At 71.8% G+C, this 13,676-nt stretch carries 12 protein-coding genes; 4 read left to right on the forward strand and 8 right to left on the reverse strand.

The genetic code is table 11. The features are described from left to right. Nucleotides 1-45 precede the first annotated feature (45 nt). Nucleotides 46-1,497 carry an FAD-dependent oxidoreductase gene (locus tag VGR06_RS16585; protein ID WP_327559976.1) on the reverse strand — a complete coding sequence of 484 codons (1,452 nt, stop codon included), beginning with the start codon at nt 1,495-1,497 and terminating at the stop codon, nt 46-48. Next, the gene (locus VGR06_RS16590; protein WP_327560040.1) at nt 1,494-3,506 is read right to left on the reverse strand and encodes a molybdopterin oxidoreductase family protein; all 2,013 of its coding nucleotides are present in this window, start codon (nt 3,504-3,506) and stop codon (nt 1,494-1,496) included. The genes VGR06_RS16585 and VGR06_RS16590 overlap by 4 nt, the downstream gene beginning before the upstream one ends. Before the next feature lie 244 nt (nt 3,507-3,750). Here VGR06_RS16590 and VGR06_RS16595 point away from each other — a divergent pair, with 244 nt between their 5' ends. After that, a complete protein-coding gene (locus VGR06_RS16595; protein ID WP_327559977.1) occupies nt 3,751-4,491 on the forward strand; it encodes an esterase/lipase family protein in 741 nt (246 codons plus the stop codon). On the opposite strand, the gene VGR06_RS16600 is transcribed toward VGR06_RS16595, so the two are convergent. The 4 genes from VGR06_RS16600 to VGR06_RS16615 all read right to left on the reverse strand — a co-directional run bounded on the left by VGR06_RS16600 (nt 4,488) and on the right by VGR06_RS16615 (nt 8,855). Beyond that, nucleotides 4,488-5,285 carry a TIGR02569 family protein gene (locus VGR06_RS16600; protein WP_327559978.1) on the reverse strand — a complete coding sequence of 266 codons (798 nt, stop codon included), beginning with the start codon at nt 5,283-5,285 and terminating at the stop codon, nt 4,488-4,490. The two genes, VGR06_RS16595 and VGR06_RS16600, sit on opposite strands and share 4 nt — an antisense overlap. Before the next feature lie 61 nt (nt 5,286-5,346). After that, complete coding sequence (moeZ, locus tag VGR06_RS16605) at nt 5,347-6,525, reverse strand: adenylyltransferase/sulfurtransferase MoeZ (RefSeq protein WP_327559979.1); 1,179 nt, start codon at nt 6,523-6,525, stop codon at nt 5,347-5,349. 212 nt (nt 6,526-6,737) lie between these two features. Next, a complete protein-coding gene (locus VGR06_RS16610) occupies nt 6,738-7,766 on the reverse strand; it encodes a DUF3152 domain-containing protein (protein WP_327560041.1) in 1,029 nt (342 codons plus the stop codon). A 117-nt stretch (nt 7,767-7,883) separates the two neighbouring features. After that, nucleotides 7,884-8,855, reverse strand: coding sequence for an alpha/beta fold hydrolase (locus VGR06_RS16615; RefSeq protein WP_414637282.1), 972 nt, complete (start codon nt 8,853-8,855; stop codon nt 7,884-7,886). Nucleotides 8,856-8,965: 110 nt separating this feature from the next. Between VGR06_RS16615 and VGR06_RS16620 the strand changes: the two genes are divergently transcribed. Together VGR06_RS16620 and VGR06_RS16625 are read left to right on the forward strand one after the other, a co-directional pair. Continuing rightward, nucleotides 8,966-9,604: a TetR/AcrR family transcriptional regulator gene (locus VGR06_RS16620; protein ID WP_327559981.1), complete on the forward strand. Its 639-nt coding sequence runs from the start codon at nt 8,966-8,968 to the stop codon at nt 9,602-9,604. A 145-nt stretch (nt 9,605-9,749) separates the two neighbouring features. Then, entirely contained in the window at nt 9,750-10,427 is a 678-nt protein-coding gene (locus VGR06_RS16625) for a TetR/AcrR family transcriptional regulator (RefSeq protein WP_327559982.1), read from the forward strand. Between the two features lie 274 nt (nt 10,428-10,701). On the opposite strand, the gene VGR06_RS16630 is transcribed toward VGR06_RS16625, so the two are convergent. Together VGR06_RS16630 and VGR06_RS16635 are read right to left on the reverse strand one after the other, a co-directional pair. After that, entirely contained in the window at nt 10,702-10,929 is a 228-nt protein-coding gene (locus VGR06_RS16630) for a DUF3107 domain-containing protein (RefSeq protein ID WP_327559983.1), read from the reverse strand. Between the two features lie 40 nt (nt 10,930-10,969). Then, nucleotides 10,970-11,650, reverse strand: a complete 681-nt coding sequence (locus VGR06_RS16635; RefSeq protein WP_327559984.1) for a ferritin-like fold-containing protein — start codon at nt 11,648-11,650, stop codon at nt 10,970-10,972. Nucleotides 11,651-11,987: 337 nt separating this feature from the next. Between VGR06_RS16635 and VGR06_RS16640 the strand changes: the two genes are divergently transcribed. After that, a complete protein-coding gene (locus VGR06_RS16640; RefSeq protein WP_327560042.1) occupies nt 11,988-13,637 on the forward strand; it encodes a DEAD/DEAH box helicase in 1,650 nt (549 codons plus the stop codon). The last annotated feature ends 39 nt before the right edge of the window (nt 13,638-13,676 follow it).

Below are 13,676 nucleotides of genomic sequence, written 5' to 3' on the forward strand. Positions count from 1 at the left end.
CTCCACTCCTCGCGATCTCGATCGTTCGACCCCTGCAAGCAGGTCTCACGCGGGTTCGGCCGCGGAGAGCCACTCGGCGATTCCACAGACGCTGTCCCGGCAGCTGCCACATCCGGTCGTGGCCCGGGTCGACGTGGCCAGCTCGGCGACCCCGCGCGCCCCGCCCCGCCACGCCTTGACCAGCTGCCCCTTGGTGACCGTGTTGCACCGGCAGACCACCGAGGCCGCCGGCAGGTCCGCCGGGCTGTGCGCGGCCGCCGCGCCCGCCGGCAGCGACCGGCCGAGCACCAGCGCCATCCGGTCCGACGGCGCGGGCACGCCCCGGTCGTAGAGCTGGGTGATGGTGGCCGCCGCGTCCGGCGCGCCGAGCACGATCGCCCCGGCCACCCGGTCGTCGCGGACCACCAGCTTGACGTACCGGCCGCGCGCGGGATCCTGCAGGCACACCACTTCCGCACCCGGACTGTCCACTTCGGTGTGCACCTCACCGAGCGCGGCCAGGTCCACGTCGCGGGCCTTGAGCCGGGTGACCACCGGGGTGCCGCGGTACCGCGCCGCCGGGTTCGTCCCGGTGATCAGGTCGGCGAGCACCGCGGCCTGCTCCCACGCCGGCTGCACCAGCCCGGAGACCGTGCCCGGGTGCCGCGCGCAGTCGCCGATCGCGTGCACCCGGGGATCGTTGGTGCGCAGGCAGTCGTCGACCAGGAGGCCGCGATCGACGGTCAACCCGGCCGTTTCCGCCAGCGCCGTCTCCGGCTTCACCCCGGCCGAGACCACGACCAGGTCCGCCGGCACCACGCTGCCGTCGTCCAGCTTCAGCCCGTCGCCGGGCTGATAGCGGGCGGCCAGCACGTTCAGCCGGACCTCGATCCCCAGCGCCCCCAACGTTTTCGCCAGCACCGCCCCGCCGGCCGGGTCGAGCTGGCGCTCCATCAGATGCCCCACCGGGTGCACCACGGTGACCAGGCAGCCGCGGCCGGCCAGCCCGCGGGCGGCCTCCAGGCCGAGCAGCCCGCCGCCGAGCACCGCGACCGGCATCCCGGGCCGGGCCCAGGACAGGATCCGCTCGCAGTCGTCCAGCGTCCGGAATGCGACCACACCCGGCGCGAGCTCCCGGTCCTCGCCGAGCAGCCCGTCGGTCGGCGGCACCCAGGACCGGCTGCCGGTGGCCAGCACCAGCACGTCATAGTCCACAGTGGACCCACCGGCGCCGGTCACCCGCCGCGCCACACGGTCCACCGCCACGACCGGAACACCCAGCCGGAGGTCGACGAGGTGGCGTTCGGCCCACGACTCGTCCTGCAGCTGCACGCTTTCCGGCGTCATCGAACCGCCGACGACCGCGGAGAGCAGCACCCGGTTGTACGCCGGCCGCCGCTCCTCACCGAACACCGTGACGGAGACCCTGTCCCCGTGCGGATCCCGGCGCCGCAACTCCTCGGCCAGCCGCGCGCCGGCCATCCCGTACCCGGCAATGACAACCCGTCGCGTGCTCATCGCGGCACCTCCGCTTTGGCCAGTCGCACCGCGCACACCTTGAACTCCGGCATGCGGCTGGTCGGGTCCAGCGCGGGGATCGTGATCAGGTTGGCGCGCTGGGCGTCCGGGAAGTGAAAGGGCAGGAACACCAGGTCCGGCCGGAGCGTGGGGACGCAGCGCACCCGGGCCCGCACCGCGCCGCGGCGGGAGGTGACGGCCGCCAGGTCGCCGTCGGTGAGCCCGGCGCGCTCCGCGGTGTCCGGGTGGACCTCCACGAACGCCTCCGGCACGACCGCGGCCAGCTCCGCCACCAGCCGGGTCTGCGCACCGGACTGGTAGTGCTGGAGCACCCGGCCCGTGGTGGCCTGCAACGGAAACTCGGTGTCCGGCGGCTCGGCCGGTCCACTGTGGTCGACGGCGACGAACCGGGCCTTGCCGTCCGGATGTGCGAACCGGTCGAGGAACAACCGCGGCGTGCCCGGGTGGTCATCGCCGGGGACCGGCCAGTGCAGTGCCTCGCCGGCCCGCAGCCGCGCGTAGCTGACCCCGGAGTAGTCGGCGGGACCGCCGGCCGAGGCCCGGCGCAGCTCCTCGAAGACCGCCTCCGCCTCGGTGGGGAACCGTTCGGCGGGCTGGCCGAGCCGCACCGCCAGACCGTGCAGCACCTCGAGGTCCGTGCGCACCCCGTCCGGCGCGGGTAACGCCTTGCGCCGCAACAGGATCCGGCCCTCGAGATTGGTCATCGTGCCGTCCTCCTCGGCCCACTGGGTGACCGGCAGGACGACGTCCGCGCGGGCCGCGGTCTCGGACAGCACCAGATCGGCGACGACCAGGAGGTCCAGAGTGGACAGCCGGTCGGCGACCCGGCCGGAGTCCGGCGCGGAGACGACCACGTTGCTGCCGAAGACAAGCAGGCCACGCGGACCGGTTTCGGTGCCCAGCGCGTCGAGCAGCTCGTAGGCCGAGCGGCCCGGTCCGGGCAGTGCGGCCGGGTCGACGCCCCACACCGCGGCGACGTGCCTGCGCGCGGCCGGGTCGTCGATCCTGCGGTACCCGGGCAGCTGGTCGGCTTTCTGCCCGTGCTCCCGGCCGCCCTGCCCGTTTCCTTGCCCGGTAATACATCCGTACCCTGAGCCGGTCCGGCCGGGCAGGCCGAGAGAAAGTGCGACGTTGATCCACGCGCCCACCGTGTCGGTGCCGCGGGCATGCTGCTCGGTGCCGCGCGCGGTCAGCACGTAGGCGCGCTCGGCGTTGGCCAGCCGCTCGGCCACCAGGCGCTGGTCGGCCGCAGCGACGCCGGTGACCCGCTCGACGCGCTCCGGCCACCACGCAGCGGCGATCCGCCAGGCCTCGTCGAACCCGGTGGTGCGCTCGGCGAGGTAGTCCTTGCGCAGGTGCCCCTCGGCCACCACCGCGTGCAGGATTCCCAGCGCCAGAGCCAGATCCGTGCCCGGCGCGGGCTGCAGATGGAGAGCGGCCTGCTCGGCGGTCGGGGTGCGGCGCGGGTCGACCACGATCAGCCCGCCGGCCGCCCGGGCCGCCGCCAGGTGCTGCATGAACGGCGGCATGGTCTCCGCCGGGTTCGCCCCCACCAGCAGCACCGCGTCCGCGTCGGCCAGATCCGTTACCGGGAACGGCATTCCGCGGTCGACGCCGAACGCCCGCAGTCCCGCGGCGGCGGCCGAGGACATGCAGAACCGGCCGTTGTAGTCGATCTGCGCGGTGCCGATGGCGACCCGGGCGAACTTGCCGAGCAGGTAGGCCTTCTCGTTGGTGAGCCCGCCACCGCCGAAGACCGCGACGGCATCGGGGCCATGCTCGGCGGTCAGGCCGGCGATCCGGGACGCGACCAGGTCAAGTGCCGCGTCCCAGCTCGCCGGCCGCAGCTCGCCACCGGTGCGGACCAGCGGGGTGGTGAGCCGGCCGGGCGAGGTCAGCAGCGCGCCCGCGGTCCACCCCTTCTGGCACAGCCCCCCGCCGTTGGTGGGGAACTGCCGCGGCGTGACCGCGGCCCCGTCCAGACGCATTCCGCACTGCAGCGCGCAGTACGGGCAATGCGTCTCGGTCGTCACGAGGCCGAACCGTAGAAAGGGCTTGTTACCCGGGTGTGCCCATGTGTTTCAGGCAGGCGAACTTGGCTGCGCACGGCGGGCGGCCCGGCGGTGAGAACACCGTCGTTTCTCCCGTTGTTACTATTGAGTAGTTATTTACCGGCCAGTAACATGAGCTGGGTCACAGGCCGTCGAACCCTGCACCCCGGAGGCCGGACCCATGCAACGACGCATCGCACTACTACTCTCCGCGCTCATCTGCACACTCTTCGCGGCTCCCGCCCTTCCGGCTGCCGCGGCCGCACCCAATCCGGTGATCATCGTCAACGGCACGTTCGGCCCCGCGTTCTTCTACGAGCCCTTGGCCGCGCGCCTGCGCCACGACGGCTACCAGGTGTCCATCTTCGAGCTCACCAACCTCGGCACCGGCGACATCGCGGGCACCGCCCGCGACTTCGCCGCGTTCGTCGACGGCGTCCGCGCCCGGACCGGCGCCGCCCGCGTCGACCTCGTCGCCCACTCCCAGGGCGGCCTCGTCGCCCGCCAGTACATCCGCTTCAACGGTGGATCGTCCACGGTGGACAAGCTGGTCAATCTCGCCGCCCCGAACCAGGGCACCGCCATCGCCAACATCGCCGCCTTCTTCGGCCTCGGCAACTGCCTGGGCATCGTGGCCTGCCAGCAGATGGCCGTCGGATCCCCGTTCCTGGCCACCCTCAACGCCGGCGACGACACCCCCGGCGCCGTCCGCTACACCAACCTCTACACCCTCGAAGACGAGCTGGTCCGCCCGGTCGCCAACGCCGCACTCCACGACGGTGCGGTCAACGTCCTCATCCAGTCGCAGTGCCCGCTCCGCATCGTCGACCACATCGGCCTCGCCCTCGACGGCACCACCTACGACGGCGTCCACGACGCCCTGCGCGGCGCCCCGATCAGCCTGAACTGCTTCGCTATCTAGATCACGGCGGTGATCTGGTGCGCGGCGCGTTCCAGGCCGCGCAGGGAGTCCTGCGTCGAGTGCGGGTGCAGGGCGTGCACGGCGAGGCGGAACAGCAGGGCGTGCAGCAGGGCCTGGGACCACTCGGCGAGATGGGACCAGCGGCGCAGCAGCCCTTCGTCGGCGCCACCCCAGGCCAGGGCGTCGACGGCGACGACGGCGGCGGCCCATTCGGGTGGTCGGTGGTAGGCGGTGAGGCCGACGATGCCCGGGGCGGCGTCGCCGGCGAACAGCACGTTGCCGAACAGGTCGCCGTGCACCACCTGCGGGACCAGGCGGGTCGGGCGGCGGGAGCCGGCGAGCACGTCGAACAGCCGGCCGCCCAGCGTCAGGTCCAGCGGGGCCTTCTCCTCGTCCCAGGCGGCCCGGTCGGCCAGCGCGAACACGTCGGCCCGGGCGGTGAGGAAGCGCGGGCGGCCGAGGTCGGCGGTCGCCTTGTGCAGCCGCAGGGACGCCGCGATGATCTCGTCGTAGCGCGGCTCGGGCTGCCCCTCGACGAACCGCACCGCGACCCAGCCGCCGACCACCCACCGTCCGTCGCTGGACCGGACCGGGCGGCCGATCCGCATGTCGGCCACGTTCAGCTCGCCCAGGGTCTGCGCGACCCAGGCCGCCTCGGCGGGATTGCCGGCCGGACGCAGCACAACGTCGTCGCAGCGCCACATCGGCCCGCGGTCAACAGGTTCCGGTATCGAATCCTTCACCCCGAACGCGGCGCGGACGTGCTCGGGCGGAGACGGTGGGGACGTACTCACGATCCGGCACGCTACCGCCCGTGACCATGATCACCAGGGACCGCCACGGTGCGTCGTGGAATTAGTACGTAGGCAGGCTCGGGTCGACGTCCCTGGCCCAGCCGAGGACTCCGCCACCCACGTGCACCGCGTCGGCGAAACCGGCCTTGTGAAGGGCGGCCAGCGCCTCCGCCGAGCGGGCGCCGGACTTGCAGTGCAGCACGATCTGCTTGTCCTGCGGCAATTCCGCGAGGGCTTCGCCGGAGAGGATGCGGTCCTTGGGGATCAGCACCGAGCCGGGGATGCGCACGATCTCGAACTCGTGCGGCTCGCGCACATCGACCAGCGTGAACCGGTCGCCACGATTGAACTTCTCCTTCAGCTCCAGCGCGGTGATCGTGTGCCCCGCTGCGGCCGCCGACGCGTCCTCGGACACCACACCGCAGAACGCCTCGTAGTCGATCAGGCCCTCGATCGGCTTGGTCTCCGGGTCCTTGCGGATGCGGATGGTGCGGTACGACATCTCCAGGGCGTCGTACACCATCAACCGGCCCAGCAGCGGCTGTCCGATGCCGGTGATCAGCTTGATCGCCTCGGTCACCATGATCGACCCGATGGACGCGCACAGCACGCCCAGCACGCCGCCCTCGGCACACGACGGCACCATCCCGGGCGGTGGCGGCTCCGGATACAGGTCGCGGTAGTTCAGCCCCTGCCCGTTCGGCGCGTCCTCCCAGAACACGCTGACCTGGCCCTCGAACCGGAAGATCGACCCCCACACGTACGGCTTGCCCAGCAGCACCGCCGCGTCGTTCACCAGGTACCGGGTGGCGAAGTTGTCCGTCCCGTCCACGATCAGGTCATACCCGGCGAAGATCTCCAACGCGTTCTCGGTCGACAGGTGCGTCTGATGCACGTTCACCGTGACGAACGGGTTGATCTCCGCGATCGAGTCCCGCGCCGACTCCGCCTTCGGCCGCCCGATGTCCGACTGCCCATGGATGATCTGCCGCTGCAGGTTCGACTCGTCCACGACATCGAACTCGACGATGCCGAGCGTCCCGACCCCCGCCGCAGCCAGGTACAGCAGCGCCGGGCTCCCCAACCCACCCGCGCCGACCACCAGCACCTTCGCGTTCTTCAGCCGCTTCTGCCCGTCCACCCCGACATCCGGGATGATCAAATGACGGCTGTACCGCGCCACCTCCTCCCGGCTCAACTCCGCAGCCGGCTCAACAAGCGGCGGCAAACTGCCAGCCATCGACTCCTCCTAGACAGGCGCTCCGGACACCCCCCAGTCTCCTCGCCTCAACGCCCCAACCCCCGCCACCCTTCCCCTACTCCCACATCCCGAGACGACCCGCGAGTTCCACGTTCACGACCGCGAGTCGTACGCTCCAGCAACTGAGTTCGACGCTCCAGCAAGCGAGTTGTACGTTCGGGCAACCGAGTTCGACGCTGGGGACCGCTCCGCTACCCGGCGGGTTTGGCTTGGGGGTTGGGCCAGGCGTTGGGTTTGCAGGTTTTGCCATCGGCGACGACCGGGTCCTTGTTGGCGACGGCCTTGTTGAGCTCGGCGACGAAGTTGTTGGAGACACCGAAAGTCTGCTGCATCATGACCGGCGCCAGGGCGCCTTCGGTGGCGCAGCCGACGTGGGTGTTGTTGAAGGCGTGGCCGACCTCGTGGTTGATGGCGTACTGACGGTAGGTGATCATGTCGCCGTTGAACGCGATGGCGCCGCGCACCCAGCGGGCGACGTTGATCAATACGCGCTGCTCGGCCCGGCGGTAGCACGACGTCTCATAGCGGATGGCGTAGCCGCACTTGTCCGGCCGGTGCACGGTGTCCGGCGCGGCGAGGCTGACCCGCATGCTGGGCGTGCCGGAGTCGACGCGCTGCACGGACACCTTCCCGTCGCCGGCCCAGCCGCGCGGGTCGGCCAGGGTCTGGTCGACCAGCTTGGCGAACGCCTCGTCGCCGCCGTAGGTCGCCGGGTCGAGGCCGTTCTCCACCTCGATGGTGTAGGTGAACAGCTTCCCGCCGTTGCCGACCCGAGGCCCGGTGCCCGGCACGACGTGCCAGGTGCCGGCCGCGGTCTGGGTGAACGGCCCGCCGTTGGGCAGCTCCGCGGTGGGGATGCGCACGTCGACCGGCGTCACCGGCTGCTCGGTGGCCTCCGGCGGACCGGCCGGGGCACTGGACCCGCCGGGCGCCAGCACACCGTCCGGCTCCCCCGAACCGGCCGCCCGCGCCGGGCCGTCCTTGCCGACCGTGTCGAACAGCACCAGCGCGGTCAGCACCAGCAGCACCGGCAACGCGTAGATCCGCCAGCCGTAGGTCCGGAGCACCCGCCGGAGTCCCCGGCGCCGCGCCCGCCGGCCGGTCCGGGGCTGCCAGGACGCCTGCAACGGCTGACCGGGCCGCTCGGGGCCCTGCCTGGTGACCCGTTGCGTCGATGCGGAGCGGGTCTGCCTGGGGAGCGGCCGCTCGCCCTGCGTCATCCTGCCCACGCACCCCAGGGTCTCACACCCCCAAAAGGGGGGTGCGGGGGCTGAGCCCCCTCGGGGGTCTGGGGGCTGGCCCCCAGAAGGCACAGCGGAATGTGAGCTACCCGCGAGTCACCACGTGTCACCGGCTTCCCACATGCCGAGGACGGCCCGGGCGACGGTCACCGGGCGCTCCATCTGCGCGACGTGCCCGGTGCGCGGCAGCACCAGCAGCCGGGCATGCGGCAGCAACGAGGCCAGCCGTGGCGCCTTACGCACGGTGACCAGCTTGTCCTCGGTCCCCCAGACGACCAGCGTGGGCATGGTCAACTTGGGCGCGACCGCCCACATCGACTTGGTCTTCGGCACCAGCCAGGCCCGGAACAGCCCCACCGCGCTCAGGCTCAGCGCCGTCGCCGCCCACCGCATCGCCGCCCGCTCGGCCGCCTCCGACTCCGCCTCGGCCAGCCGCGCATCGGGAATCCTTGACGGGTCGGCAAAGCACAGCCGGACGAGCTGCATCGCCCGCTCCCGCGGCGGCATCGCGGCCAGCGCCCGGCGCACCCGCGGCCCCAGCACCGGCAGCATCAGCAGCGGCAGCCGCGGGTCGGACAGCCGGTTGAGCCGCGGCCGCAGGTCCGGCACCGCCGGCGAGATCAACGTCAGCGTGCGCACCCGCTCCGGATACCGGGCCGCGTACAGCATCGAGATCGCGCCGCCCATGGAGTTGCCGAACAGATGCACCGGCCCCAGGTCCAGCCCGCGCAGGAACCGCTCGAGCACGTCGAGCTGTGCCTCCAGCGAGTAGGTGAACCCGGCGATCGGCTCGGACCGGCCGAACCCGGGCAGGTCCACGGCGATCCCGCCGGCATGCCCGGACAGCTGCCCGGCCAGGTCCGTCCAGTTCGTGGCCGACCCGCCCAGCCCGTGCACGTACACCGCGGTCGGAGACGGACCGGGCGTGCGCCGCACGTGCAGCGTCACCCCACCGGCCGTGACCTGCTCACCCGGCCACGCCGGCGCCACCGGATCCAGCTCGGGCAACGCGGCATCGGACAGCGGAACCCGGGTCAGAGACGACAAACCCACACCGGTACTCACCATTCCAGCCTCCACCGATTACTGTTACCGACGAGTAAAGCATCGGCACAATCACCCGTCCGGGTTGGTGATCCCGGTCCGGCGGTCGCTCGAACTGGGCGGAGGGGCCTTCAATGGCGGAGACGATCGAACACAATGGCCAGGCCGGCAGGGGTGCCCGGCTGCCTCGCACCGCCCGGCGGGCACAGCTGCTCGCCGCCGCCCAGGACATCTTCGCCGCCAACGGCTACCACGCCGCGGCCATGGACGAGATCGCCGAGCGCGCCGGAGTGAGCAAACCCGTGCTGTACCAACACTTCCCGGGCAAGCTCGAGCTGTACATGGCGCTGCTGGAAGCGCACGTGGACGAGCTGACCCGGCGGGTCACCGACGCCATGGAATCCACCACGGACAACAAGGTCCGGGTGCGGAACGCGGTCGCCGCGTACTTCGACTTCGTCGACGAGGAGAGCCAGGCGTTCCGGCTGGTGTTCGAGTCCGACCTGCGCGGCGAGCCGGTCGTGCACGACGCCGTCGAGCGCGCCACCGAGGCCAGCGTGCGCGCGATCACCGCGACGATCACCGCGGACGCCGGGCTGGACGAGGACCGTGCGCGGCTGCTCGCCGTCGGCCTGGTCGGGGTCAGCCAGGTCGCCGCCCGGGCGTGGCTCGCCGACCAGCGGCCGGTGCCCAAGGACGAGGCCGTCGCGCTGATCTCCACGCTGGCCTGGAAGGGAATCGGCGGCGGCTTCCCGCTGCAGCATCCGGTATGAAGCTTGCGGAATGCCGGGCGAGGGAGTTGGCCCACCGCGACGAGGGTAGGCCGAGGGACGAGGTCTGCCCGAGGAGTGGTCTGGTGGCCCACCAGCCGAGGCGACCCACGACCAGGGCCAACTCTCCCGAGCTGGAGAACACAGCATGACTGAGACCCGCCCGGACGCCCGACGAGACCGGTGGCGCTCACACCGCGAGGCCCGCCGGGAGGAGTTCGTCCAGGCGGCGCTGCGGGCGCTGGCCCGGCACGGCCCGGACTTCGGCATGGACGACGTCGCGGCCGAGGCCGGCGTGACGAAACCCGTGCTGTACCGGCATTTCACCGACAAGGCCGACCTGTACCTGGCGCTCGGCCGGCACGGCACCGAGCTGCTGTTCGACCGGCTCGTCCCGGCGCTGAACAACGAGGAGGCCCCGGTCCCGCGGATTCGCAAGAGCCTGGACGCCTACTTCTCGGTGATCGAGGAGCACCCCAACCTGTACCGGCTGCTCATCCGCCGTCAGTTCGGCCGCGATGTCGTAGCGGAGGACAAGGAGCTGATCGGCGCCGCGCTCTCCCGCCTGCTCGGCGACTACCTGCGCGCCATGGACCTCGACTCCGGCGCGGCCGAGCCGTGGGGGCACGGCATCGTCGGCCTGGTGCAGAACGTCAGCGAGTGGTGGCTGGAGCGGCGCACCATGAGCCGCGACGCGGTGGTCGAGTACCTCACCCAGATCATCTGGGCGGCCATCGACGGGATCGTGCGCCAGCACGGCATCGCCATCGACCCGCACAAGCCGATCGAGGTGAACAAGGTGGTCAAGCTGTCCCGGCGGCGCTAGTCCGCCTCTCCGGAATTAACTGCTGTCGTTACGTTCCAGCGAGCCCGATGATGATGATCAGGACAAGCGCAGCGGCCTCAGGCCCGCTGGAACGGGGCGGAGTCGGCGTTGCCGTCAATGCGTCATCGCGGGCCGTGACTCACCCTTCGCGGTCCGTGACGGTTACCCGTACGGCCGTACTCATGAGTAACTGCCACGATCCGTGTCGCTCCACGGCCACGCAACGGGTATGTCCCCGCCGCGTGGCGCCTCCCACCAGGGGATTCCCGACGCCTCAGGTGGTGGCGAAGCCGACCCGCCGGCTGTCCGCCTTGCCGATCTCCACGTAGGCCACCCGGGCCGAGGGCACCACGAACCGCGCGCCCTTCGTGTCCACCATGACCAGCGTGCCCTGCGGGTTCTTCAGCGCGTCGTTCACCAGCGCCTCGACCTCATCGGGGGCAAGATCGCTGGTGAGCACGATCTCCCGCGGGGTGTCCGCGATCCCGATCTTGACCTCCACGCCGACCTCCGCAGCTCAACCCATTCGACGAGACCGAACCCTAGCCCAGGCCGAGCGCGGTCATCCGCTTGCCGTGCGCCTGTTGCAACCGGCGGAACAGCGCGGCGATTCCCGCCAGGTCCCCGGTACCGGTCACGATCAGCTCGGCCAGCCCGTCCCGCTCGGCCACCACGTACTGCGCCTGGGTCAGCGCCTCCCCCAGGAGCCGCCGTCCCCACAGCGTCAACCGGTCGCGCACCGCCCGGTCCCGCTCGATGGCCGCCTGCACCTCCCGCTCGGCGAACGCCGAGTGCCCGGTGTCGGCAAGCACCTCCAGCACCAGGCCCTTCGTCTCCTCGTCCAGCCACCCCGCCATCGCCCGGTACAGGTCGGCCGCCAGCCCGTCCCCGACGTACGCCTTGACCAGCGACTCCAGCCACGAGCGCGGCGCCGTCGAGGCGTGCCAGGTGTCGAAGTGGCCGATGAACGGGCGCATCGCCTCCTCGACGTCCATCCCATGGCCGGCCAGGAACCGCTCGATCTTGGCGTAGTGCCCCATCTCCGCGGCCGCCATCGCGGACAGCGCCGCCCGTCCGGCCACCGTCGGGGCGCTCCGGGCGTCCTCCGACATCCGGTCGAACGCCGACAGCTCCCCGTACGCCAGCACCCCGAGCAGGTCGACGACCCCCGGCGAGATCGCCCGAGCCTCGACGCTCTGACCCGCCTGCGTGTCGTCGCTCATGCGGTCTTCTCCAGCTCGGGAATGTTGGCCGAGGTCGTGGGTCGCCTCGCTCATTGGGTCACCGGACCGCTCCTCGGGCAGGCCTCGTTCCTCGGCCTACCGTCGTCGCGGTGGGCCAACTCCCTCGCCCAGCATTCCGCAAGCTCCATGCCGGCAGCGTATCCGGCAGCCGTCGCAGGTAGACTCGGCACGACGCTCCGTGGCTATCGATGTCACGGTTCGCGTCGGAGAGGGTGCGTGCACGCTTCCCGGCCCTCCCGCGCCACCCCTGAACGAGGCGGTACGGCGCGGTCGAGCGGCCCGTTCCGGGCAGTGCGCGCTGGACACGAGAGAGGCGATCCACCTGACAGTCAAGGAAATCCACCACACCGAACCCGACATCGACCCGGTCACGCTGGAGCACAGCGAAGCCGGCGTTCCCGAGTTCGACACCTCCCACCCGTTGCAGGCCGGCGCTCCGGTCCGGCCGGACTCCCCCACGTTCGAAGAGCTCGGCGCCCGGCCGGAGATCGTCCGCGCGCTGCGGGCCGCGGGCATCGAGCGCGCGTTCGCCATCCAGGAGCTCACCCTGCCGCTGGCCCTGGCCGGCGAGGACATCATCGGCCAGGCCCGCACCGGCACCGGCAAGACGCTCGGTTTCGGTGTGCCGATCCTGCAGCGGATGACCACCCCCGGCGACGGCACCCCGCAGGCGCTGGTCGTGGTGCCCACCCGCGAGCTCTGCCTGCAGGTCACCCACGACCTCAAGGACGCCAGCAAGCACCTCGGCGCTCGGGTGCTGGCGATCTACGGCGGCGTTCCGTACGACAAGCAGATCGCGGCACTGCGGGCCGGCGTGGACATCGTGGTCGGCACCCCCGGCCGGCTGCTGGACCTGGCCGAGCAGCGCAACCTGGTGCTGGGCAAGGTGTCCGGCCTGGTGCTCGACGAGGCCGACAAGATGCTCGACCTCGGCTTCCTGCCGGACATCGAGCGGATCCTGCGCATGGTGCCGGAAGAGCGGCAGACCATGCTGTTCTCCGCCACCATGCCCGGCCCGATCATCACGCTGGCCCGGACGTTCCTGCACAAGCCGACGCACATCCGGGCCGAGGAGAACGACGCGGGCGCCGTCCACGAGCGCACCACCCAGTTCATCTACCGGGCGCACTCGCTCGACAAGATCGAGATCGTGGCCCGCGCGCTGCAGGCCGAGGGCCGCGGCCTCACCATGATCTTCGCCCGCACCAAGCGGACCGCACAGAAGGTCGCCGAGGACCTGGCCGAGCGCGGCTTCGCGGTCGCCGCCGTGCACGGTGACCTGGGCCAGGGCGCCCGCGAGCAGGCCCTGCGCGCGTTCCGCTCCGGCAAGGTGGACGTGCTGGTCTCCACCGACGTCGCGGCCCGCGGCCTGGACGTCGACGACGTCACGCACGTGATCAACTATCAGTGCCCGGAGGACGAGGACGCGTACATCCACCGGATCGGCCGCACCGGCCGGGCCGGCAAGGAGGGCGTCGCGATCACGCTGGTCGACTGGGACGAGGAAGCGCGCTGGAAGCTGGTCAGCGACGCGCTCAGCCTGGACGTGCCGGTGCCGGTCGAGACCTACTCGACCTCCGAGCACCTGTTCACCGACCTGGGCATCCCCACCGGCAGTGGCGGCAGGTTGCCTCTGTCCAAGCGCACCCGCGCGGGCCTCGCCGCCGAGCCGGAGGAGAACTTCGACCGCAAGCGCCGCGATCGGGGCCGCCGCGGTGGCCGCCGGGGCCGGGCCCAGTCCGCGGACGCCCCCGCCGATCGCGCCCGCCCGGAGACCGACAAGGCCGAGGACGGCACCGGCCCCACCCGCCGCCGGCGCCGGCGCCGCGCCGGCGTGGAGACCGACAAGCCGGCCGAAGCCACCGCCGAGCGCCCGGACACCCCGGCCGACACCCCCGCGCGCCGCCGGCGCCGCCGGCGCGGCGGTGTCGAGATGACCGACCCGCCCGGCGAGAGCCAGGAGTAACCGGCGAGTGCGATGAAGGCGTCCTTCCGCTCACCGGGC

Origin of the sequence: Actinophytocola sp., assembly GCF_036002505.1 — a bacterium.
GTDB lineage: Bacteria > Actinomycetota > Actinomycetes > Mycobacteriales > Pseudonocardiaceae > DASYTH01.

What these genes read in the sequence shown, in the direction of transcription:
- VGR06_RS16590 (WP_327560040.1), bottom strand. Translation starts at nt 3,506, where the DNA reads ATGCGTCTGGACGGGGCCGCGGTCACGCCGCGGCAGTTCCCCACCAAC.
- VGR06_RS16610 (WP_327560041.1), bottom strand. Translation starts at nt 7,766, where the DNA reads ATGACGCAGGGCGAGCGGCCGCTCCCCAGGCAGACCCGCTCCGCATCG.
- moeZ (WP_327559979.1), bottom strand. Translation starts at nt 6,525, where the DNA reads ATGGCTGGCAGTTTGCCGCCGCTTGTTGAGCCGGCTGCGGAGTTGAGC.
- VGR06_RS16625 (WP_327559982.1), top strand. Translation starts at nt 9,750, where the DNA reads ATGACTGAGACCCGCCCGGACGCCCGACGAGACCGGTGGCGCTCACAC.
- VGR06_RS16620 (WP_327559981.1), top strand. Translation starts at nt 8,966, where the DNA reads ATGGCGGAGACGATCGAACACAATGGCCAGGCCGGCAGGGGTGCCCGG.
- VGR06_RS16585 (WP_327559976.1), bottom strand. Translation starts at nt 1,497, where the DNA reads ATGAGCACGCGACGGGTTGTCATTGCCGGGTACGGGATGGCCGGCGCG.
- VGR06_RS16615 (WP_414637282.1), bottom strand. Translation starts at nt 8,855, where the DNA reads ATGGTGAGTACCGGTGTGGGTTTGTCGTCTCTGACCCGGGTTCCGCTG.
- VGR06_RS16595 (WP_327559977.1), top strand. Translation starts at nt 3,751, where the DNA reads ATGCAACGACGCATCGCACTACTACTCTCCGCGCTCATCTGCACACTC.
- VGR06_RS16635 (WP_327559984.1), bottom strand. Translation starts at nt 11,650, where the DNA reads ATGAGCGACGACACGCAGGCGGGTCAGAGCGTCGAGGCTCGGGCGATC.